19 protein-coding genes, 1 tRNA gene and 2 pseudogenes are annotated in these 19374 nt (G+C 55.2%); 9 read left to right on the top strand and 13 right to left on the bottom strand.

All coding sequences use genetic code 11. The features are described from left to right. Positions 1–45 precede the first annotated feature (45 nt). The 3 genes and pseudogenes from ABLU50_RS14970 to ABLU50_RS14960 form a co-directional block, all read right to left on the bottom strand. Positions 46–1149 (bottom strand): annotated as a pseudogene (locus tag ABLU50_RS14970) (fimbria/pilus outer membrane usher protein); the annotation flags it as partial. 32 nt (positions 1150–1181) lie between these two features. After that, positions 1182–1874 (bottom strand): molecular chaperone, encoded by a 693-nt coding sequence (locus tag ABLU50_RS14965; RefSeq protein WP_057212442.1) that lies wholly within the window; start codon positions 1872–1874, stop codon positions 1182–1184. A 59-nt stretch (positions 1875–1933) separates the two neighbouring features. Next, positions 1934–2494, bottom strand: coding sequence for a type 1 fimbrial protein (locus ABLU50_RS14960; protein ID WP_057212440.1), 561 nt, complete (start codon positions 2492–2494; stop codon positions 1934–1936). 477 nt (positions 2495–2971) lie between these two features. Between ABLU50_RS14960 and ABLU50_RS14955 the strand changes: the two genes are divergently transcribed. Then, positions 2972–3616 carry a winged helix-turn-helix domain-containing protein gene (locus ABLU50_RS14955; protein ID WP_060656904.1) on the top strand — a complete coding sequence of 215 codons (645 nt, stop codon included), beginning with the start codon at positions 2972–2974 and terminating at the stop codon, positions 3614–3616. A 129-nt stretch (positions 3617–3745) separates the two neighbouring features. Here ABLU50_RS14955 and epmB read toward each other — a convergent pair whose 3' ends face one another. Beyond that, entirely contained in the window at positions 3746–4774 is a 1029-nt protein-coding gene (gene epmB / locus ABLU50_RS14950) for an EF-P beta-lysylation protein EpmB (RefSeq protein WP_057212438.1), read from the bottom strand. A 41-nt stretch (positions 4775–4815) separates the two neighbouring features. Here epmB and efp point away from each other — a divergent pair, with 41 nt between their 5' ends. The 4 genes from efp (at position 4816) to sugE (ending at position 6344) form a co-directional block, all read left to right on the top strand. Beyond that, on the top strand, positions 4816–5382 hold the full coding sequence (gene efp, locus ABLU50_RS14945; RefSeq protein WP_023319547.1) for an elongation factor P: 567 nt from the start codon (positions 4816–4818) through the stop codon (positions 5380–5382). 74 nt (positions 5383–5456) lie between these two features. Continuing rightward, positions 5457–5588 (top strand): entericidin A/B family lipoprotein, encoded by a 132-nt coding sequence (locus ABLU50_RS14940; RefSeq protein ID WP_023319548.1) that lies wholly within the window; start codon positions 5457–5459, stop codon positions 5586–5588. A 148-nt stretch (positions 5589–5736) separates the two neighbouring features. Beyond that, positions 5737–5883, top strand: coding sequence for a lipoprotein toxin entericidin B (gene ecnB / locus ABLU50_RS14935; RefSeq protein ID WP_032431291.1), 147 nt, complete (start codon positions 5737–5739; stop codon positions 5881–5883). Between the two features lie 143 nt (positions 5884–6026). Next, positions 6027–6344, top strand: coding sequence for a quaternary ammonium compound efflux SMR transporter SugE (gene sugE / locus ABLU50_RS14930; protein WP_008807209.1), 318 nt, complete (start codon positions 6027–6029; stop codon positions 6342–6344). On the opposite strand, the gene ABLU50_RS14925 is transcribed toward sugE, so the two are convergent. From ABLU50_RS14925 to frdA, 5 genes are all read right to left on the bottom strand, one after another. After that, positions 6341–6874 carry a lipocalin family protein gene (locus tag ABLU50_RS14925; protein ID WP_060656849.1) on the bottom strand — a complete coding sequence of 178 codons (534 nt, stop codon included), beginning with the start codon at positions 6872–6874 and terminating at the stop codon, positions 6341–6343. The two genes, sugE and ABLU50_RS14925, sit on opposite strands and share 4 nt — an antisense overlap. 113 nt (positions 6875–6987) lie before the next feature. Continuing rightward, complete coding sequence (gene frdD, locus ABLU50_RS14920; protein ID WP_002885526.1) at positions 6988–7347, bottom strand: fumarate reductase subunit FrdD; 360 nt, start codon at positions 7345–7347, stop codon at positions 6988–6990. A gap of 10 nt (positions 7348–7357) precedes the next feature. Next, positions 7358–7753: a fumarate reductase subunit FrdC gene (frdC, locus tag ABLU50_RS14915; protein WP_057212435.1), complete on the bottom strand. Its 396-nt coding sequence runs from the start codon at positions 7751–7753 to the stop codon at positions 7358–7360. Positions 7754–7763: 10 nt separating this feature from the next. Further along, positions 7764–8498 carry a fumarate reductase iron-sulfur protein gene (gene frdB, locus ABLU50_RS14910; RefSeq protein WP_004177729.1) on the bottom strand — a complete coding sequence of 245 codons (735 nt, stop codon included), beginning with the start codon at positions 8496–8498 and terminating at the stop codon, positions 7764–7766. Next, the gene (gene frdA, locus ABLU50_RS14905; protein WP_057212433.1) at positions 8491–10281 is read right to left on the bottom strand and encodes a fumarate reductase (quinol) flavoprotein subunit; all 1791 of its coding nucleotides are present in this window, start codon (positions 10279–10281) and stop codon (positions 8491–8493) included. Before frdA ends, frdB begins: the two co-directional genes overlap by 8 nt. A gap of 274 nt (positions 10282–10555) precedes the next feature. Here frdA and epmA point away from each other — a divergent pair, with 274 nt between their 5' ends. Together epmA and ABLU50_RS14895 are read left to right on the top strand one after the other, a co-directional pair. Next, positions 10556–11533 (top strand): elongation factor P--(R)-beta-lysine ligase, encoded by a 978-nt coding sequence (gene epmA, locus ABLU50_RS14900; RefSeq protein WP_060656850.1) that lies wholly within the window; start codon positions 10556–10558, stop codon positions 11531–11533. A 149-nt stretch (positions 11534–11682) separates the two neighbouring features. After that, positions 11683–11889, top strand: a pseudogene (locus ABLU50_RS14895) (glutamate/gamma-aminobutyrate family transporter YjeM); the annotation flags it as partial. Between the two features lie 37 nt (positions 11890–11926). Here ABLU50_RS14895 and mscM read toward each other — a convergent pair. From mscM to rsgA, 3 genes are all read right to left on the bottom strand, one after another. Then, on the bottom strand, positions 11927–15256 hold the full coding sequence (gene mscM / locus ABLU50_RS14890; RefSeq protein ID WP_023319553.1) for a miniconductance mechanosensitive channel MscM: 3330 nt from the start codon (positions 15254–15256) through the stop codon (positions 11927–11929). 23 nt (positions 15257–15279) lie between these two features. Continuing rightward, positions 15280–16242 carry an archaetidylserine decarboxylase gene (gene asd / locus ABLU50_RS14885; protein ID WP_023319554.1) on the bottom strand — a complete coding sequence of 321 codons (963 nt, stop codon included), beginning with the start codon at positions 16240–16242 and terminating at the stop codon, positions 15280–15282. 161 nt (positions 16243–16403) lie between these two features. Beyond that, positions 16404–17465, bottom strand: coding sequence for a small ribosomal subunit biogenesis GTPase RsgA (rsgA, locus tag ABLU50_RS14880; RefSeq protein ID WP_017900927.1), 1062 nt, complete (start codon positions 17463–17465; stop codon positions 16404–16406). Positions 17466–17559: 94 nt separating this feature from the next. Here rsgA and orn point away from each other — a divergent pair, with 94 nt between their 5' ends. Continuing rightward, on the top strand, positions 17560–18105 hold the full coding sequence (gene orn, locus ABLU50_RS14875) for an oligoribonuclease (RefSeq protein ID WP_087832249.1): 546 nt from the start codon (positions 17560–17562) through the stop codon (positions 18103–18105). A 43-nt stretch (positions 18106–18148) separates the two neighbouring features. Here orn and ABLU50_RS14870 read toward each other — a convergent pair whose 3' ends face one another. Continuing rightward, positions 18149–18880 (bottom strand): transporter substrate-binding domain-containing protein, encoded by a 732-nt coding sequence (locus ABLU50_RS14870; protein WP_004206436.1) that lies wholly within the window; start codon positions 18878–18880, stop codon positions 18149–18151. A 294-nt stretch (positions 18881–19174) separates the two neighbouring features. Between ABLU50_RS14870 and ABLU50_RS14865 the strand changes: the two genes are divergently transcribed. Then, positions 19175–19250, top strand: a tRNA-Gly gene (locus ABLU50_RS14865). Positions 19251–19374 lie beyond the last annotated feature (124 nt).

Genomic DNA, 19374 nt, shown 5'->3' with positions numbered 1-19374 from the left:
GACTATCACTTATTTAAGTGATATTGGTTGTCTGAAGATTCAGGGGGTCAGTCTATACTCCATCTGGCCCTCTCTGAGCATCAGAGGCAGGGAAGCGTATGGTACAACAAAGTTTTGGCGCGAACCGTCGGCTTCTTCAACGGTAACGTACAGATCGCCGTTACCGCCGGTAGAGTAGAGATCGGTTATTTCAAAGGCTCCTGGAGCGACAAAAGCCTGGTAAATCTGATAACCATTCTGCTTGATAACGACACGGGCGTTAGTTCTGGCGATACCGCGCACAATGGGCGCGAAGCCGCGCAGGCTTTCCGGGATCATATCCTCGTCCGTGGCGAGCTGAATCCCCGTGAAAGGCACGCTATCAAAAATACTCGACAGGGAGGAGCTTTCTCCTATGACCAGCGTGCTTTTTAAAGGAACAATGCTGCGTTGAGCATACAGATAAACTGAATCCCAGTCGCTTTTCGTGCCTGCTGATTTATTCCAGGTACTCAAATTACGAAGACGCCAGGGCCCAATGTTTAAACCTGACTGCAGGTTGAGGTTATAATATTCATTATCGGCCTCATAATCTTTTCCTGAACTGAATTGATAGTTGGTTAGTAGTGCGTTAATACCTTCATCATACTCTTCAGGGGGAACGAAACCTTGCGCAATGGTTGAGAGCGCAGCCTGAGGTATAGAGATTAATAACTGTTGAGTATTGAAGTTAAAATCTGTTTTGAAGTTCGGTATCACTCTGGTATTTGCACAGCCATCAGCATCTTCTGTTAAATTGGGAAACGCCTCTACTCTTAATCCGTAAGTTTTTAATGTAGCAATACTTAAACATGGTACTAACTTCAAATCACCGGTTGCAGGCTCTTTTCTTTCGACAAAACGTACGTCAGTGGTTTCTTGTAAGTTATTGTTTAAAATAACATCAATACGATATTTTCCTGGTGCCTGCGCGTCTTTTGTTGCATATAGAGATAAATCGGGTATCGAGGAAGGATCGCTTTGACCCACTGATTTGATAAAGTCAGGATCAAAAAAATCACGAGCCAAGGTATTGTTGCTAAAACCAAGGGCTAGCGCAGGTACAAGAACGAAAAAAGTGCGGGACACACCAGAAAAAACATCATTCCTTTTTTTTATTAAAATAGACATACTTTTCACCCTGGCCTATCAAAAAATAGAAATTAAATAGATACGGAGTAGGCAGACCCCGTGCCCCCATTATCGGTTGCGATCTTCCACTCTACTTGAGAACCATTTGCGCCAGCTGGTAGCGAAAATTCTTTCGTCGCAAAGGCATCAATGTTGTTGATAAAACCGCTCAGCTCTACGCCATTAATTTTGATAGATTTAAAATAGATAAAAAACGGAGTTGTATTTTTAACCGTAATTTTGTTATTGACTTTTTTCCATTCCAGTTTTTTAGCTTCCTGGTTTATTGAAAGATCTTGTATGGATGAAGGGCGATAGATCAGACGCATTCTGTGCCGTACCGCTAGCTGGATTCTGTTTTTATCGCTATCCGCATCGCTGGTTGGTGGAATAGACATTACGTTAAAATAATAAACGGACTCTCTGTCTTTTGGTGCATTAATGATGTTGGCATTGGGAAAAATGCGGACAGTGTTTTTCTGCTTGGCCTCAAGGCGAAACAGCGGCGGTGTCACCATAAAAAAAGAGCTAGTGCTCCCTTCGCGCGGTTCAACCCATGATTTGACCAGGTATGGGATATTGTCTTTGTTTTCCAGATTAGCGCTGATTTCTCGCGTGCCTTCTTTATAAAGGTGACGGGTAGAATCAACGACAACTCCACTGTGAGCGGTAAAGCTTGCGGAAAGAGAAATAACGGCCACTATTTTAAATAATGACTTGAGCATAATTCATTCCCTGAATAAAAAGAATGGGGCGTGCCATAGACGGCAAGCCCCATTAGGTATTAATAGGTGATAGTAAAGGTAGCTACACCTTTAACTGCACCATCGGTTACGCCGTTTGCAGTTTTAACATATGCTGCTTTATAGCGCATAAAAGACGGAGTACCTGCGGTATAAGCGATAGTTTTTGCGGTAGTACCGGTGAAGCTAACGCGTGAACCGTCGGTATTCACTACCGTTACAGCTGCATTGGTTGCCGGGTTAACTGCGGTGTTTGTCAGAATATTATCCTGGCCGCTGATGTAGTCGCCAGTAACGGTGACGTTCAGGTTGCCGGTATAATCGGTTGCACCTTTCTGGCAGTCTTCGATTTTATATTCGATATCTTTAGCCAGCGCCATGTACGGAGAGTTAACGGCCTGGCCGTCCAGAACTGAAGCTTTAATATCATCCAGAGTTAACGCGCCGCCCTGGATCTGCGCTGCAGGAGTCACGTTACAGGATTCACCAGTGTCGGTTACGTTGCCGAGAATTGTCAGTTGAGAACTGTTACCAGCCGCGAAAGCCTGAGCGCTCAGAACTGCAGATGCAGCGACCATTACAGCTACGATTGTCTTTTTCATTTAATTAATCCATATATAGATACTTAGTCCCTGTAGAATCGATAACAGTTATCAGAAGAATGGAGTATGCATTTCTATTGATATCGAAAATAAGTGCCAGCGTTCCTTTATATAGTGCTGAAACCTATCTTCCTGTTGAACGACGCTACAATATCACTTGCCATAGCGAACCATGGGAAAGCGGGGATAATTTAAATTTGTGGTGCAAAAAATGCTTGTGAATTCTTTATGAAATACTCTTGAATTTAGTGTTCACTTTATTTGTTGTGAGTGTGGTTCCAAATGTGATGAATTTAATCTGAAAATGTGGCAACTAAACAAGATAACTATCGCTTGTCTTTCAATCTGATGTATTCTGTGCATTGGCAATGAATGTGAACTGAATCCACTTCCGTCTGAAGTGATAACGTTCATGAACCTGGTGGGCTGAATTAATTAAATTTTATTATGGATAATAGGATGACGTGGGGCAAGGATATGGACGACGCTTTGTTATTTAATGGGTGTATAATTAATCAGGAGATTATATTTAATGCTAATATGAATGAGCTGCGGTCGCTTACCGGGAATGGAGAGTGTGTCAGCCTTAATGCGCCAACTGCCAGATGTTTGCTGTTGCTTTTGCAGAATAAAGGAAAAGTGATTTCACGAGATGAATTTCTGGCGTCCGTATGGGAAACACGGGGCGTAGTGGTATCACAGAATACGTTCTATCAAAATATCTCTTTGCTGAGAAAATCGCTGGTCAGAGCTGGGCTGTCTGAGGATATCATTATCACTGTTCGGCAAAAAGGCTTTAGCGTCGCCCCAGATACTATGATCATCCCCCTGTCTGATGAAGAGTGTGAGAATATGAACCGGATAACATTAATGAATTATTCGGGTAATAATGGAGGGGATATTATTTCCAGTGACAGGGATACATCTAACCTTAAATTAAGTATTCCACTGCCGGAGAGTGTCTCAAATAAAGATGTTGATTTGCGAAAAAATAATGTAGAAGACACAGGGAAAGCATCCGAACGATTACATGTTCACTTTAAAATGCCTATATGGCTAATCGCGTTAATTGTGGTGATGATAGTCATCAATATTATCGTGTTGGTGAGGCTACACCGATAGCGCCCCGCAGTTATGGAATGTTTATAAGGCAACGGCAGGGCAACTTGCTCTTTATCTCAATTCCTTCCTGACGCTGTCTTCACATCAGGATGTCTGCCAGGCCCCGCTGGCAGACAAGGAGCGTGGTGATTAACGCTGCTTCAGTCCCAAATCCAGCGGCGTCTTGCTGGGTTCGCCGCCGATCTCTCGCGCCAGCTTCGGCACCATATATCCAGAGATGAGGGTCAATAGTTCACGCATAATTTCACGGGCTTCATCATCGTTAACCATAAAGTGTGCCGCCCCCTGCACCCGGTCCAGTACGTGCAGGTAGTAGGGCATTACCCCTGCATCGAACAGCGCATTGCTGAGGTCGGCCAGCGTTTGCGCGTTGTCGTTCACCCCGCGCAGTAGCACGCTCTGGTTGAGCAGCGTGACGCCAGCCTGACGCAGCATGGCCATCGCCGTGCGAAACTCATCGTCAATTTCATGGGCGTGGTTGACGTGGTTAACCAGGATCACCTGCAGCGATGAATGCTGAAAGCGGCTGACCAGCGTCTCGGTGATGCGCGCCGGGATAACGATCGGTAAGCGGCTATGAATACGCAGACGTTTAACGTGCGGAATGGCTTCCAGCTGGGTCATCAGCCAGTCAAGCTCATGGTCCTTCGCCATTAGCGGATCGCCGCCGGAGAAGATGATTTCATCCAGCTGCGGATGCTCTGCGATATAGTTCATCGCCGTCTGCCAGTTGCGCCTGGTGCCCTGATTTTCGGCATAAGGGAAGTGGCGACGGAAGCAATAACGACAATTGACCGCACACCCGCCTTTCACCAGCAGCAGCGCCCGATTGCGATATTTGTGCAACAGACCGGGTACGACGCTGTGCTGTTCTTCCAGCGGATCGGTGGAGTAGCCGGGGGCAACGATAAACTCCTCTTCGGCGGTAAGTACCTGACGAAGAAGCGGATCGTCGGGGTTGCCTTTCTCCATACGGGCGATAAACGCGCGTGGGACGCGCAGCGGGAACAGGCGTCTGGCCTCACGTCCGGCCAGCAGTTTTTCATCAGCGTCTACATTTAAAAGACGCAGCAGTTCATCAGGACTGGTCACAACATTGGCAAGTTGCGTTATCCAATCTTCTCTGGATGGGGTATTTAGGGTTACAATATGCGCCATTTTGTGGCTTAGCTACCAGTTAAACAATTTCAGAGGGCCTTATGGCGACTTACTATAGCAACGATTTTCGTGCTGGTCTTAAAATCATGTTAGATGGCGAACCTTATGCGGTAGAAGCCAGCGAATTCGTTAAACCAGGTAAAGGCCAGGCGTTTGCGCGCGTTAAGCTGCGCCGCCTGCTGACCGGCACCCGCGTTGAGAAAACCTTCAAATCTACTGATTCCGCAGAAGGCGCGGATGTTGTCGATATGAACCTGACTTACCTGTACAACGACGGTGAGTTCTGGCACTTCATGAACAACGAAACCTTCGAACAGCTGTCTGCTGATGCGAAAGCGATCGGTGACAATGCCAAATGGCTGCTGGATCAGGCTGAGTGCATCGTGACCCTGTGGAACGGCCAGCCGATCGCGGTCACCCCGCCGAACTTCGTTGAACTGGAAATCGTTGATACCGACCCAGGTCTGAAAGGCGACACCGCGGGTACCGGTGGTAAACCAGCGACGCTGTCTACTGGCGCCGTGGTTAAAGTGCCGCTGTTCGTCCAGATTGGCGAAGTGATCAAAGTGGATACTCGCTCTGGCGAATATGTATCCCGCGTGAAGTAATCATCACGTCATGATGACTGGCGCAGCCATTGTGCTGCGCCGCACTTTTTGTAAAAGCTCGACGAACACGACACATGAAGCGTAGCGTAAAACTCCTGGTGTTACTGTTTCTGAGCAGCGCGCTGCTGTCTGGCTGCAATACCGCACGCGGTTTCGGTGAAGATATACAGGGCCTGGGCCACGCCATCTCGCATGCCGTGAGCTAACTTCCGTTCTAACTGCAGCGCGAATCTGGTGCGCTCCTCCTTCTGCGATACTCCTTTTCTCTTAAAAAACGCAAAGATCCCTTCATTTGTGGATGATTTGTCTATGCTTATAGGGCATGAAAACAAAACTGACACTAAGGATGACATTATGGTGAAAAAAACGATTGCAGCGTTCTTTACGGTTTTGGCCCTCTCTTCAGCACTGACCGCTTGTAACACCACGCGCGGTGTGGGTCAGGATATTTCAGAAGGCGGCAGCGCAATCTCTGGCGCAGCAACCAAAGCTCAGCAATAACAGCCTTCGACGGTACGGTTTTGCGCCGTACCGTTCTTCACTTCCCCTATTCTGTTGGATATACTCACTACAACTTTTCATCCACCTTACGGGACGACCCGTAAGCGTTTCTCATCCGGGGACGGCCCCAGCAAAGGAGCCTTATGTCCTGGATAGTCTTATTTATCGCTGGCCTGCTCGAAGTGGTGTGGGCCGTCGGCCTGAAATATACCCATGGCTTTAGCCGCCTGGTTCCCAGCGTCATCACCATCGTAGCGATGGTCGTCAGCATGGCGCTGCTCTCATGGGCGATGAAAACCCTGCCGGTGGGTACCGCTTACGCCGTCTGGACAGGGATCGGCGCCGTGGGCGCCGCTGTGACCGGTATCGTACTGTTAGGTGAATCGGCCAGCGCCATGCGTATCGCCAGCCTCGCCTGCATCGTAGTCGGTATTATTGGCCTGAAGATCAGCGCGCACTAGTTGTAGCGCTGATTGACCCAGACCAGTTTGCTGATATCAAAACCTTGCTGGGTGGCAATATCCAGCATCTGCTGCCTGACTTGCGGGGCGATGGTGGGGGCTCGCGCCAGCAGCCACAGATAGTCGCGATCGGGGCCGCAGACCAGCGCGTAACGATACTCCTTATCCAGCGCAATCACGTTATAGCTGCCATAGAAGGGGCCGAAGAAGGAGATCTTCAGCGCGGCGCGGCTGGGCTCGCCGGTAAAATACGCCACCCCGTCCGTTTTCTGCCACATGTGGCGGTCGGGGTTATAGCCTTTATTCACCACGTCCAGACCGCCGTCATCGCGCGACTGCCAGGTGATGGTGACCTTTTCCAGCCCGCTTTCAAAAGGATGGTCGAAGCGGGCGATTTCGTACCAGGTGCCCAGATAGCGCTGAACGTCGAAGGGGCTGACCACGGTGACGCCCGGCGGCGGGGCTGGGGTGCTGCAGGCGACAGACAGGAACGAGACGGCGACCACGGTGATTATCGGCAGGATACGCATGGTATGCTCCTTGCTGGCTTTTAAGCTAAGTGTAGAGTCCGGCAGGGAAAAGGCGGCAAGATTTTTCTATGAAGCGAGCCCGGTAGCAGAATTGCTGCCGGGCCCTTGCAGGATCAGATAAACAGTACGCCAACGAGAGTGATGACGCTGAGGATCGCCGCCAGACCGTAGAAGACCCACTTACCGTTTGGCACATGGATTTTCAGGTCGTGCATGGCGTGGTGAATACGATGCAGCCCACACCACAGCGGCAGGACTATCATCAGAAAGATGAACGCGCGGCCGATGAAGCTTTGGGCAAAGGCCAGTACGCGCTCATAGCTGAAGGCGTCGGCCGGGGCGAGCCCCAGCGGTAGCAAGATGCCCACCAGCAACACCATCACCGGCGCGACAATCGCGCCCCACATGCCGCCTGCGCCAAACAGCCCCCAGAATACGGGTTCATCGGAACGTTTTGGATTGGGATTAATCATCTCAGCCTCCTTACCAGAACAGGGCGACAAACAGGATCACTACGGTGACCACCGCTGTCACCACCCAGAGCCCTTTAATGACTGGCTCTGGCCCCATTTTTTCGCCTTTGATGATGATGTTGGCGGCTTTTGGCGCCAGCTCGAACCAGGTTTTGGTGTGCAGCAGCGCTGCCGCCAGGGTGATCAGGTTAAGGATCACTACCACAGGATTTTGCAGGAATCCGATATATCCCGCCCAGCTTTCAGCGCCGTGCTTGAGGGCAAACAGCCCGTAAATCAGCACAATGCTGAACCATACCGTCGGTACTGCCGTACCTTCCCGCACCATGTAGAAGCGATAAAATGGCAGCTTTTTCCACCAGGTGGAGGTCATCGGCCGGACGTAGGGTTTGCGTTTCGTCGTCATAATGCACTCCTTAGCGTGGTTTCAGGGTGGCGATAAGAAAGTCTTTCGAACTTTCCACCTTGCCCTGCTGGATCGCGGCCGCCGGGTCGACGTGCTTCGGACAGACTTCCGAGCAGTAGCCCACGAAAGTACAGGTCCAGACGCCGTTCTGGCCGTTAAGCTGCGCCATGCGTTCCTTTTTGCCGTGGTCGCGGCTGTCTTCGTTATAGCGGTGGGCGAGGGTGATCGCCGCCGGGCCGATAAACTCCGGGTTCAGGCCGAACTGCGGACAGGCGGCATAGCACAGCCCGCAGTTGATACAACCGGAGAACTGATGATATTTGGCCATCTGGGCTGGCGTCTGCTTGTTTGGTCCCTGGTCCGGAGTGCGGTTATTACCAATGATATACGGCTTAATGGCCTCCAGACTTTCGATAAAGTGGGTCATATCCACCACCAGATCGCGCTCGATCGGGAAGTTGGCCAGCGCCTCAACCTTGATGCCTTTGGTGTAATCCCGCAGGAAGGTTTTACAGGCCAGCTTCGGCACCTTATTGACCATCATGCCGCAGGAGCCGCAGATTGCCATTCGGCAGGACCAGCGGTAGCTCAGGTCGGGCGCCAGGTTGTCTTTAATGTAGCCCAGCGCGTCCAACAGCGAGGTCTGTTCATCGTAAGGCACGTCATAGAATGCGCTGTGCGGTGCAGTGTCGACCTCCGGGTTGTAACGCACCACTTCGACTTTCAGGTTTTTCATCTCAGCCATGGGTGGTCTCCTTCTTCTCAGCCGCTTCCGCTTCAGCGCCATAGACACGTTTCGCCGGCGGCAGCGTGGTGATCTTCACATCGCCATATTCCAGGCGGGTGGTGCCATCGGCCTCGCGGAAGGCGAGCGTATGTTTGAGGAAGTTGACGTCGTCGCGTTCGGTACAGCCTTTATCCAGACGCTGGTGCGCACCGCGCGATTCTTTACGGGCGAGGGCCGAGTGCGCCATACATTCGGCAACGTTTAAACCATGCCCCAGCTCAATGGTGTAAAGCAGATCGGTGTTGAATACGCTGGAGTTGTCGGTAATGCGCACGCGCTTAAAGCGCTCCTGCAGCTCAGCCAGCTTGTCGATAGTTTTCTGCATCAGCTCTGGCGTGCGATAGATGCCGCAGCCTTCCTCCATCGACAGCCCCATTTCGTCGCGGATTTTCGCCCAGTTTTCGTTACCCTCCTGGTTGACGAGATCTTTCAGACGACGCTCCACATCGGCAGCCTGCGCATCGAGGGCGGAGCCGTTCGCCTCGCCCGCCTGGGCGGCGCGCTGCATGGCCTGTTCCCCGGCCAGGCGGCCGAAGACCACCAGCTCGGCCAGCGAGTTGGAGCCCAGGCGGTTGGCGCCGTGCAGACCAACGGACGAGCATTCGCCCACGGCAAACAGCCCTTTGATGCGGGTTTCGCACTGTTGATCGGTTTCGATGCCGCCCATGGTGTAGTGCGCGGTCGGGCGTACCGGAATCGGTTCTTTCACCGGGTCGACGCCGACGTAGGCTTTCGCCAGCTCACAGATAAACGGCAGACGCTCCAGCAGTTTTTTCTCGCCGAGGTGGCGCAGATCGAGGTAGACCACGTCGCCGCGCGGCGTTGGAATGGTGTTCCCCTTCCGCCATTCGTGCCAGAAGGCCTGGGACACTTTGTCGCGTGGGCCCAGCTCCATATATTTGTTCTTCGGTTCGCCGAGCGGGGTTTCCGGGCCCATGCCGTAATCCTGCAGATAGCGATAGCCGTTTTTGTTGACCAGGATCCCGCCTTCGCCGCGGCAGCCTTCGGTCATCAGGATCCCGGAGCCCGGCAGGCCGGTCGGGTGATACTGCACGAATTCCATATCGCGCAGCGGCACGCCGTGGCCCAGCGCCATACCCATCCCGTCACCGGTAACGATGCCGCCGTTGGTGTTATAGCGGTAGACGCGCCCAGCGCCGCCGGTAGCCAGCACTACCGCGTTGGCGCGGATCTGCACCAGGGTGCCTTCCATCATATTCATCGCCACCAGGCCGCGGGCCTGGCCATCATCGACCAGCAGATCAAGGACAAAATGTTCATCAAAGCGTTGAATTTGGGGAAACTGAAGGGAGGTCTGGAAGAGGGTATGCAGCATGTGGAAGCCGGTTTTATCGGCGGCAAACCAGGTGCGTTCGATCTTCATGCCACCGAAGCGCCGGACGTTAACGCTGCCGTCAGGGCGGCGGCTCCACGGGCATCCCCACTGTTCCAACTGGGTCATTTCCGTCGGGCAGTGATGAACGAAATAGTCGACGACATCCTGTTCGCAAAGCCAGTCACCTCCGGCGACGGTGTCGTGAAAATGGTACTCAAAGCTATCGTGATCCTGGGCAACGGCTGCTGACCCCCCTTCTGCTGCGACCGTGTGGCTGCGCATAGGATAGACTTTAGAAATCAGGGCGATTTTGGCATTGGGGTTGGCCTGGGCGGCGGCGATAGCGGCGCGAAGGCCTGCACCACCGGCGCCAATTACGGCGAGATCGGCTTGAAAAGTTTGCACGACATTCCTCCAGTTTTAGTGTATTTCGCCGCCGGGCTGGCGAAAAAGTATCACTGCTCCTTTATAGGTACAGGAGTATAGCCGTAGGGTCAGTATGGAAAATTGACGTGTTCGATTTTTTTATCGATATGTGCGGTTATTTATCAGTGATATTTATGCATTTAAGTTAACGATAGATTAATGGCATGTAATCTGCCGGGGATTGCACAAAATTTGTTTCACTCGCCGGTTGCGAGTAGACTTCGTGCCCTTGTTTGCAATCGGAGAAAGTACCATGAGCGAGACGGCAACCTGGCAGCCGAGCGCACCCATTCCCAATCTGTTGAAACGCGCGGCGATGATGGCGGAAATCCGCCGTTTCTTTACCGATCGCGGCGTGCTGGAGGTGGAGACGCCTTGCATGAGTCAGGCGACGGTAACGGATATCCATTTGTTCCCGTTTGAAACCCGTTTCGTCGGCCCGGGCCACTCACAGGGACTCAATCTGTACCTGATGACCAGTCCGGAATACCATATGAAGCGCCTGCTGGCGGCGGGCTGTGGCCCGGTCTTCCAACTGTGCCGTAGCTTCCGTAATGAAGAAATGGGGCGTCATCACAATCCGGAATTCACCATGCTGGAGTGGTATCGTCCGTGCTATGACATGTATCGCCTGATCAACGAGGTGGACGATCTGCTGCAGCAGGTGCTGGAGTGCCAGCCGGCGGAAAGCCTCTCCTATCAGCAGGCGTTCCAGCGTCATCTGGATATTGACCCGCTCTCTGCCGATAAAGCGCAGCTGCGCGAAGTCGCGGCGAAGCTGGATCTGAGCAATATCGCCGATACTGAAGAAGATCGCGACACGCTGCTGCAACTGTTGTTCACCATGGGCGTGGAGCCGCACATCGGCAAAGATCGGCCGACGTTCATTTATCATTTCCCGGCGACTCAGGCCTCTTTAGCGCAGATCAGCCCGGAAGATCATCGGGTCGCGGAGCGCTTCGAGGTCTATTACAAAGGGATTGAGCTGGCAAATGGTTTCCACGAGCTGACCGACGCCCATGAGCAGCGCCTGCGCTTTGAGCAGGACAACCGCAAGCGTGCCGCGCGCGGTCTCCCGCAGCAGCCCATCGATAACAACCTGCTGGCGGCGCTGGAGGCGGGGCTGCCGGACTGCTCCGGCGTGGCATTGGGCGTTGATCGCGTGGTGATGCTGGCGCTGGGCGCTGAAAGCATCGGCGAGGTGATCGCCTTTACGGTCGACCGCGCCTGATGGCGCTGTCACCTCCTGCCGCCAGTGGGCGGGGGAGGTGACAGGTCTGCCCTGATTCCCCCTCCCTCATGCTATCCCGGCTTTCGCCCGAATATCCACAATCTCCTTCGGTGCTCTTGCTACTATCCGCGCTCGTTTTATGAGGCCAGGCGACGCTGTTGGCGACCGGCGTGGTGTTGCTGATGGTGACCTTCGCCAATATCTTCACCATCATTCAGCCGGTCATCGACAGCGGGGACTGGAGCAGCACGCTGTGGATGGTCGGCGGGCCGATCTTCTTCTCGCTGCTGGCGTGGGGAATTTACGAAAGCTACCGTCGGCGCCTGGCGTCCGGCGCGCTGGTGATGGAGAGTTAAAGAACCTGCCCGGCAGTGCCGCCGGGCAGGCTATGGCTTAAAGGCTGCCAGCCGTACGTCGGCTGGTTTTTCCGGCCGAGGTCATGGTTTTACTGCTTTGCCTGCCGTCAATACTTTCCAGACGCATCTGGAACGGAGGGAACGGCATATCAATGCCATGCTCGCGGAAGCCCGCCAGGATCAGCTGATGCATCTCATGGCGCAGCGGCATGCGGTGCCCCATCTCGGCGGCAAAAATACGCAGCTCGAAAATCTGGATCCCCTGCTGCAGGTCGACGAGAAACGCCTCCGGCGCCGGGGTATCGATGACCAGCGAGCAGCGATGCGCCGCGGCGATGAGAATTTTCGTGACCTCTTCGGTATCGGCGTCCACAGGCGCCGGCACCGTCAGCACCACGCGGGTGACCGAGTCCGATAGCGACCAGTTGATAAACTGCTCGGTGATGAACGCCTTATTCGGCACGATAATCTCTTTCCGGTCCCAGTCGCTGATGGTGGTGGCGCGGGTATTGATGCGGGTAACGCTGCCCGTCAGATCGCGGATGGTGACCGTATCGCCGATGCGGATCGGTTTCTCAAACAGAATAATCAGGCCGGAGATAAAGTTAGCGAAGATCTCCTGCAGGCCAAACCCGAGACCCACACCCAGTGCGGCGACCAGCCACTGCAGCTTCGACCACTCAATGCCGATCATCGAGAAGCCCACCAGTCCACCGACCAGCATCAGCAGATACTTGGTGATGGTGGTGATGGCGTAGCCGGTGCCGGGCGTTAAATCGAGGTGCTGGAGGATCGCCAGCTCCAGCAGCGCCGGCAGGTTGCGCACCAGCTGAGTGGTGATGATCAGCACCAGAATGGCAATCAGCACCGCGCCAAGGGTGATGGGCTCGAGGCTTTCCACTCCTTGTACCGTTGAGGTGACGTCCCACAGCGAGATATTCTCAAGGAAGCCAAACGCCGAGTGAATTTCCGACCACAGCACGATGACCGACAGCAGCGCGATCAGCATCAGCAGGGAACGCACGAGGCGCAGCGACTGGGTACTGATAGCATCGAGATCGACCTCGCTGACCTCCGTCTCCACCGACCCTTCCGGGCTGCTGACGTGAACAGGCTCATCTTCGCCGCGGGCGCGCTGGGCGAGAATTTCCGCGCGACGATGGCGGGCCCGGTCGAAGGCCAGCCGGCGGCGCTGGATCAGCATCCAGCGGCGGATAATGTGATAGACCACCAGCAGCAGGAACCAGATGGCGACGGAGGTTTCCAGACGCGCCAGCAGCGCCTGGGCGGTGGCGAGATAGCCGACGGCCGCCGCCAGCATGGCCACCAGCGGCGCGCCAAGCATCAGGTTCCACAGCAGGCGGTTCACCATATTGTCGCCATTCCCCTCTTTATCCAGATAGAGCGGGATACCGGCGTGCTTAAGACTCAGAGTGACCACCGCCAGCGCGCCGCAGATCAGCAGGAAGCACAGGCGGCCCAGCGAAGCGGAGAACTCGCGGTCGTTAAGATTATCGAACATGATCAGCGCCATAATCAGCGGCACAATCAGCCCGATGCTCATCAGGTAGTAGCGCATCGCTTTCGCCACTCGGCTACGTGGCCAGCCGAAGTGGGCGATAAACAGTCCGTTTGGCCGGGCGAAGGTGGCGCAGATCATCACCACCCACAGCAGAGGCACCGTGGCGGTGACCCCATCGCCAATCGCCACCGCCAGCGGGAATGGCCAGGCGGACTGCAGACCATAGCCGAGCGTCATCCATAGCACCGGCAGCGGCGAAGCCACCAGTATCGACCAGAAGACCGTACGCAGCGTCAGCCAGAAGTGATCCTGGGTGACTTTCCCCACCCGAGCGCTGGAGCGCTCAAGGAAGCGGGTGAAATGGCGCCGCGAGCTGATGCTGAAGCCAACCAGCAGCAGGGCGGCAAACAGCGGTAGCAGGGTCTCTTTGCTGGTGAGCATCATCGCGCTGGCTTTACCCAGTTCGCTGATGGTATCCAGGGAAATCAGGCGCCGCAGATCCTGGACGATTTCCAGCGGCCAGGAGAAGCCGATGGGGCTGACGTCCGAAGTCCAGAACAGATAGCGGTGGGTGGCTTCGTTGATCTCCTTCAGCGCGTCTTCCAGCTGGCCGTTGGCGACCTTCAGCTTGGTGAGCTCGAGCATCAGGGTATCGCCGCCGCGCAGCAGCGAGTTCAACAGCTCGTTCTGCGTGCGCAGCTGCGCCTGCAGGATCTTGTTCTGCTCGCTGGTCAGCGGTTCACCGTCGGCCTGGCGGATCTGCCGCAGCTGCGGCTGCTTACTGAGTAAATCCTCAAAGCGCAGACGCTGCACGCGCAGCTGCGCCATTTCCGTATCCAGCTGCTGCGGGCGAGGGCGCTCCGGCAGCCGCGCCACTTGGGCGCGCAGGGCTTCGCCCAGCAGATTGGAGGAGCCCAGCCACTGCGACTGCTCGCGCAGGGTGTTTAATGCCTGGCGCACCTGCAGCGTTTGATTCGTCGCCTGCCGCTGCTGGGACGCCACCAGATCCATACGCTGCGCCTGTTGGTTCAGCGCCTGGGAGAGCTCACGGTTGACTTTAAACTGGGCGGTGATGTCCGGCGGCAGGTTTTCACTGTTCTCCGCCAGCAGTTCGGTACTTTCCAGCGCTTTTTCCGCCTCCCGCTGGCGCTGGCTATTCTGCAGATTACGCAGCGCCTGCAGATAGGCATCCAGCTGCTCGCTCTGCTTTTGCGCCAGTTCAGAACGGGCGCGCGACAGCTCCTGGCGGTTATTGGCGGAGAGCTGGGCGAGGTCGAGTTCATCCACCAGCGCCTTCAGGCGCGCCGATTCCGCCTGCAGGGCAAGATTTTGCGCTTGGGCGAGAGCATTGTTGCCGGTTTGCGTGCCGATGCGGCGCTCAACCTCATTGAGCTGACGCCGGGCGTCGGTTTGCTGCTGCGGCAGCTGGTTCAGGGAGTCGGCGATTTCACGCGCGCGATCCTGCTCCTGTTGCGCCTGACGGCTTGACTCCAGCAGCTGGCTGCTGACCTGGAGGATCTCCTGGTTCAGCGCATCGGCGGTCAGGCCGACTGGCACCTGGCGCGGCTCTTCGCTCAGATTGTTGAGCTGGGCGCGCAGGCTTTGAAACAGTTTGGGGAAATTGTCGATAACGTCCTGATACTGACGGGCGCGCTCGAGGGACGATTTTTGTTCCTCAAGCGCGTTCAGCGCGGACTGCAGAACTTCAACGGTTTCAGGCTGGGCGGGCTTTGCCGCCTTCGCCTGTTCCAGTTCCTGGGTTATCTGTTTAGCATCCGGGGCTGTCGCAGCGTACGCCCCGAAACTGAGGCTCAAGGCCAACAGGAAAGTGTATATCAGGCGCACGGCATAACCCTTTTGCTGAAGAATTAACCTTGGTCTTGTTTATCGTCAACCAGCGGGCTGGCGCGATGTTCGGCGCGGATCTCTTCTTCCGGTAACGGCGCCGGTTCAGCGGCGGCGGTTGCTTCCACCGTTGTCGCCAGCGGTTGGCCGATTTTAGTCACGGACAGGCTTTGCAGCGTGTCGACCAGCTTCACCTGGCCCGGGGCAAACAGGTTGATCACGGTGGAGCCCAGTTTAAAGCGGCCCATCTCCTGGCCTTTCAGCAGGGCGACGGAGCCTTCGCTGTCGCCAGCGGGCCAGGTCCAGCGTTTAATAATGCCTTCGCGCGGCGGGGTCACGGTGCCGGACCACACGGTCTCGATGCTGCCGACGATAGTCGCGCCCACCAGAATTTGCGCCATCGGACCAAACTCAGTATCAAACAGGCAGATGACGCGCTCGTTACGGGCGAACAGGTTCGGCACGTTCTGCGCCGTCAGATGGTTAACGGAGAACAGGTCGCCAGGAACGTAGATCATTTCGCGCAGGATGCCGTTGCACGGCATGTGCACGCGGTGATAGTCGCGCGGCGACAGATAGGTGGTGGCGAAGCTGCCGTTACGGAACAGGTCGGCCATCTGATAGTTGCCGGCCAGCAGGGCTTCCAGGCTGTAGTTGTGGCCCTTGGCCTGCAGGATTTTGTCGTCTTCAATCGCGCCAAGCTGGCTGATTACGCCGTCGGCCGGCATCACCAGCACGTTAGGATCGGTATTCAGCGGGCGAACGTCGTCGCGCAGCGGGCGTACAAAGAAATCGTTGAAGGTACGATAGGCCGCGGTATCCGGCTTCTGCGCCTCTTTCATATCGACCTTGTAGTATTTCACGAACAGATCGATGACCAGCTTCGTCAGCCAACCTGCGCGTTTGCTCGCACCCCAGCCTGCGAGGCGGGTGAGCCACAGTTTAGGCAGAATGTATTGCAGTGAAAGTTTAAGATCGTTTAACAAAGTAGCCTCCAGGCCATGATATGTCGTTCCTGACCCCGCCCGCGGGCGGGGACCTGAAAAAAGGGGGACGATTCTATACGTAAAACTCGTCAAATGGCATCCGCGTAAGCTGCGTCATCACCGCTGCCCGGCAGCGCCTGACGTGACGCTCAGCTTAATGGTCAGTCATCGGACGAGGAAAAGTTTTTACGCGTTTTTACCTGTACCTGCGCCATGCTTTCCAGGATGCGGTGGTAGTTCTCGAAACGGCTCTCGGCGATCTTGCCGTTCTCTACCGCTTCACGAAGCGCACAGCCAGGATCGGTATCGTGTTTACAGTCGCGATATTTGCAACGGCCTAAATAATCATGGAATTCGACAAAGCCGTTGGTGATTTGTTCCGCTTCCAGATGCCACAGGCCGAACTCACGTACTCCCGGTGAATCAATCACATCACCGCCGTGCGGGAAGTGGTAGAGGCGCGCCGCGGTGGTGGTGTGCTGGCCTAAGCCGGAAACGTCCGAGACATCATTGGTGAGGATCTGATCCTCATTCAGCCCCAGCAGGGCGTTCAGCAGGCTCGATTTACCCACCCCGGACTGCCCGGCGAAGATGCTGATGCGGTCGGTCAGGGCCGCTTCCAGCGGCTTGAGGCCGTCCTGAGTACGGCTGGAGACCAGCAGCACGCGGTAACCGATGTGGCGGTAGATGTCCATTTGTTCATTGACGAAGCGCAGGCCATCGTCATCCAGCAGATCGATTTTGTTCAGGACGATTAACGGCTCGATATCCTGCGCCTCGCAGGCCACCAGATAGCGATCGATAATATTCAGCGATAGCTCAGGCAGGATCGCGGAAACCACCACGATCTGGTCGATATTGGCGGCGATAGGCTTCACGCCGTCGTAAAAATCCGGACGCGTCAGGACGGAGGCGCGATCGTGAACCGCTTCGACGATCCCTTTGACGCTTACGCCGTCGGCAGCGTCTTTACCCGGCCGCCAGACCACACGGTCGCCGGTGACCAGCGAACGGATCGTCCGGCGGATATTGCAGCGATGCACGCTGCCGTCAGCGGATTCGACGTCGGCATGCATGCCAAAGCGACTGATGACAATGCCTTCCGACGGGTCGCCAAACAGGTTGTCATCGTAGTCGGCCTTCTCCGCAGTGGTTTTCAGACGGCGCTGGTGGTTGGCTTTGACGCGGCGCTGCTGGCCTTTGGAGAGTTTATTTTTACTCAATCGAACTGGCTCCTGGTCGCCCTGATGGGGCAAAACCTCTATGATACACGCTATTTTAGATGAATATAGTCACGCAAGAAGGGTGGAAAATAGCATGAGTGCAAATGAAAACAACCTCATTTGGATCGATCTTGAGATGACAGGGCTGGATCCAGAGCGCGATCGCATTATCGAAATCGCCACCCTGGTGACCGATGCCAACCTGAACATTCTGGCCGAGGGGCCGACCATCGCGGTGCATCAATCGGATGCCCAGCTGGCGCTGATGGACGAGTGGAATGTGCGGACGCATACCGGCAGCGGGCTGGTGGATCGCGTGAAGGCCAGCGCCGTCAGCGAGCACGACGCCGAACTGGTGACCATTGAGTTTCTTAAGCAGTGGGTGCCGGCGGGTAAATCGCCGATCTGCGGCAACAGCATCGGCCAGGATCGTCGCTTCCTGTTTAAGTACATGCCGCAACTGGAAGCCTATTTCCACTATCGCTATCTGGACGTTAGCACGCTGAAAGAGCTGGCGCGCCGCTGGAAGCCGGAAATTCTCGACGGCTTTAAAAAGCAGGGTACCCACCAGGCGATGGACGATATCCGCGAGTCAGTCGCCGAGCTGGCTTACTACCGCGAGCATTTCATCAAGCTGTAAACCGCGACCGGGCCCTGTGCGCGGCCCGGTACACCTTTCTGCGTTATTTAAACCACTTCTGCTGCATCTGCTGGAAGTCAGGCGTCGCCATGACCGCGGTCAGGGCATCGTTGATCGCATTCAGCAGCTCCGGATCGTCTTTGCGCACCGCAATCGCATACTGCTTACCGTAATAGGCCGGGTCGGTGGCCCGTTCATCCATGATGGCGTAGTCAGGGTTCTCTTGCTGCCAGGCGTCGAGGGTGGCGAAGTCGCCCATAACGCCGGTTATTTGCCCGGCTTTCAGCGCCGCCAGGGCGCTGGCGACATCGTCGTAAGGAACAGCCTGTACGGCTTTCTGTTTATCACGCAGATAGTGCTGATGCAGTGTGCCTTTCACCACGCCGACTTTTTTGGCTTTCAGGTCGGCAAAGGTATGGGCGACATCTTTGTTGACGATCACCACCCCGGAGAGCGCCTGGCGATAGGGGCGGCTGAAGGCGACCTGCTTCTCACGCATCGGGATCACTTCCATGCCGGCAATCACCGCGTCAAATTTCTTGAAGCGTAAAGCCGGGATCAGCGTATCGAAACGCTGCGCTGTGAACTGGCACTGCGCCTGCATCTGCTGGCACAGGGCTTGGGCAAGATCGATATCGAAGCCGACAGGCTGATTCTTGCCGTTGGCAGTGACAAACGGCGGATTGGCCGTGCTGGTGCCAAAATGGAGCGTCTCGGCTGACGCGGTTCCGATAGCCAGCGTGCTCAGCAGCAGGACGGTGAGGACTTTTCTCATGCTAATTCCCTGTTTGGCGGCGTGGTGGCCTCGTTTTACGTCGCGCCACCGCGGTATGATGCGAGCGATTTTGCGTCATTCAGGCGGGCGGAAAAAGCGATTTTGCCCGAAATGACGCTTATTTATACAATTCAGCAGCGTAGGTGGCGAGAAAATATCCATTTAAACAAAAAACGCAAAAAAGTGATGAACAGGGGGTTGCAGGGGCATCGAATTCTCGTATAATGCGCCTCCCGTAACGACGCAGAAATGCAAATTACGGCGCCATCAAAATATGGCAAAAAATGCAGTAACGCGGGAATAGCTCAGTTGGTAGAGCACGACCTTGCCAAGGTCGGGGTCGCGAGTTCGAGTCTCGTTTCCCGCTCCAAAATTTGAAAGCACCATCCTGATCAAAGGATTTCATCTCGCAGACGCGGGGGCGAAAGCCGAAGATTAAGCGGGAATAGCTCAGTTGGTAGAGCACGACCTTGCCAAGGTCGGGGTCGCGAGTT

It is taken from the genome of Klebsiella sp. GG_Kp173, assembly GCF_040062415.1.
Taxonomy (GTDB): domain Bacteria; phylum Pseudomonadota; class Gammaproteobacteria; order Enterobacterales; family Enterobacteriaceae; genus Klebsiella; species Klebsiella quasipneumoniae.
Note: the sequence above shows the minus strand (reverse complement) of the source record. Positions and strands in the feature narration are given on the sequence as shown.

What these genes read in the sequence shown, in the direction of transcription:
- epmA (WP_060656850.1), top strand. Translation starts at nt 10,556, where the DNA reads ATGAGCGAGACGGCAACCTGGCAGCCGAGCGCACCCATTCCCAATCTG.
- frdC (WP_057212435.1), bottom strand. Translation starts at nt 7,753, where the DNA reads ATGACGACGAAACGCAAACCCTACGTCCGGCCGATGACCTCCACCTGG.
- ABLU50_RS14870 (WP_004206436.1), bottom strand. Translation starts at nt 18,880, where the DNA reads ATGAGAAAAGTCCTCACCGTCCTGCTGCTGAGCACGCTGGCTATCGGA.
- epmB (WP_057212438.1), bottom strand. Translation starts at nt 4,774, where the DNA reads ATGGCGCATATTGTAACCCTAAATACCCCATCCAGAGAAGATTGGATA.
- ABLU50_RS14940 (WP_023319548.1), top strand. Translation starts at nt 5,457, where the DNA reads ATGAAGCGTAGCGTAAAACTCCTGGTGTTACTGTTTCTGAGCAGCGCG.
- sugE (WP_008807209.1), top strand. Translation starts at nt 6,027, where the DNA reads ATGTCCTGGATAGTCTTATTTATCGCTGGCCTGCTCGAAGTGGTGTGG.
- orn (WP_087832249.1), top strand. Translation starts at nt 17,560, where the DNA reads ATGAGTGCAAATGAAAACAACCTCATTTGGATCGATCTTGAGATGACA.
- ABLU50_RS14955 (WP_060656904.1), top strand. Translation starts at nt 2,972, where the DNA reads ATGGACGACGCTTTGTTATTTAATGGGTGTATAATTAATCAGGAGATT.
- ABLU50_RS14960 (WP_057212440.1), bottom strand. Translation starts at nt 2,494, where the DNA reads ATGAAAAAGACAATCGTAGCTGTAATGGTCGCTGCATCTGCAGTTCTG.
- efp (WP_023319547.1), top strand. Translation starts at nt 4,816, where the DNA reads ATGGCGACTTACTATAGCAACGATTTTCGTGCTGGTCTTAAAATCATG.
- ecnB (WP_032431291.1), top strand. Translation starts at nt 5,737, where the DNA reads ATGGTGAAAAAAACGATTGCAGCGTTCTTTACGGTTTTGGCCCTCTCT.
- ABLU50_RS14965 (WP_057212442.1), bottom strand. Translation starts at nt 1,874, where the DNA reads ATGCTCAAGTCATTATTTAAAATAGTGGCCGTTATTTCTCTTTCCGCA.
- frdD (WP_002885526.1), bottom strand. Translation starts at nt 7,347, where the DNA reads ATGATTAATCCCAATCCAAAACGTTCCGATGAACCCGTATTCTGGGGG.
- frdB (WP_004177729.1), bottom strand. Translation starts at nt 8,498, where the DNA reads ATGGCTGAGATGAAAAACCTGAAAGTCGAAGTGGTGCGTTACAACCCG.
- ABLU50_RS14925 (WP_060656849.1), bottom strand. Translation starts at nt 6,874, where the DNA reads ATGCGTATCCTGCCGATAATCACCGTGGTCGCCGTCTCGTTCCTGTCT.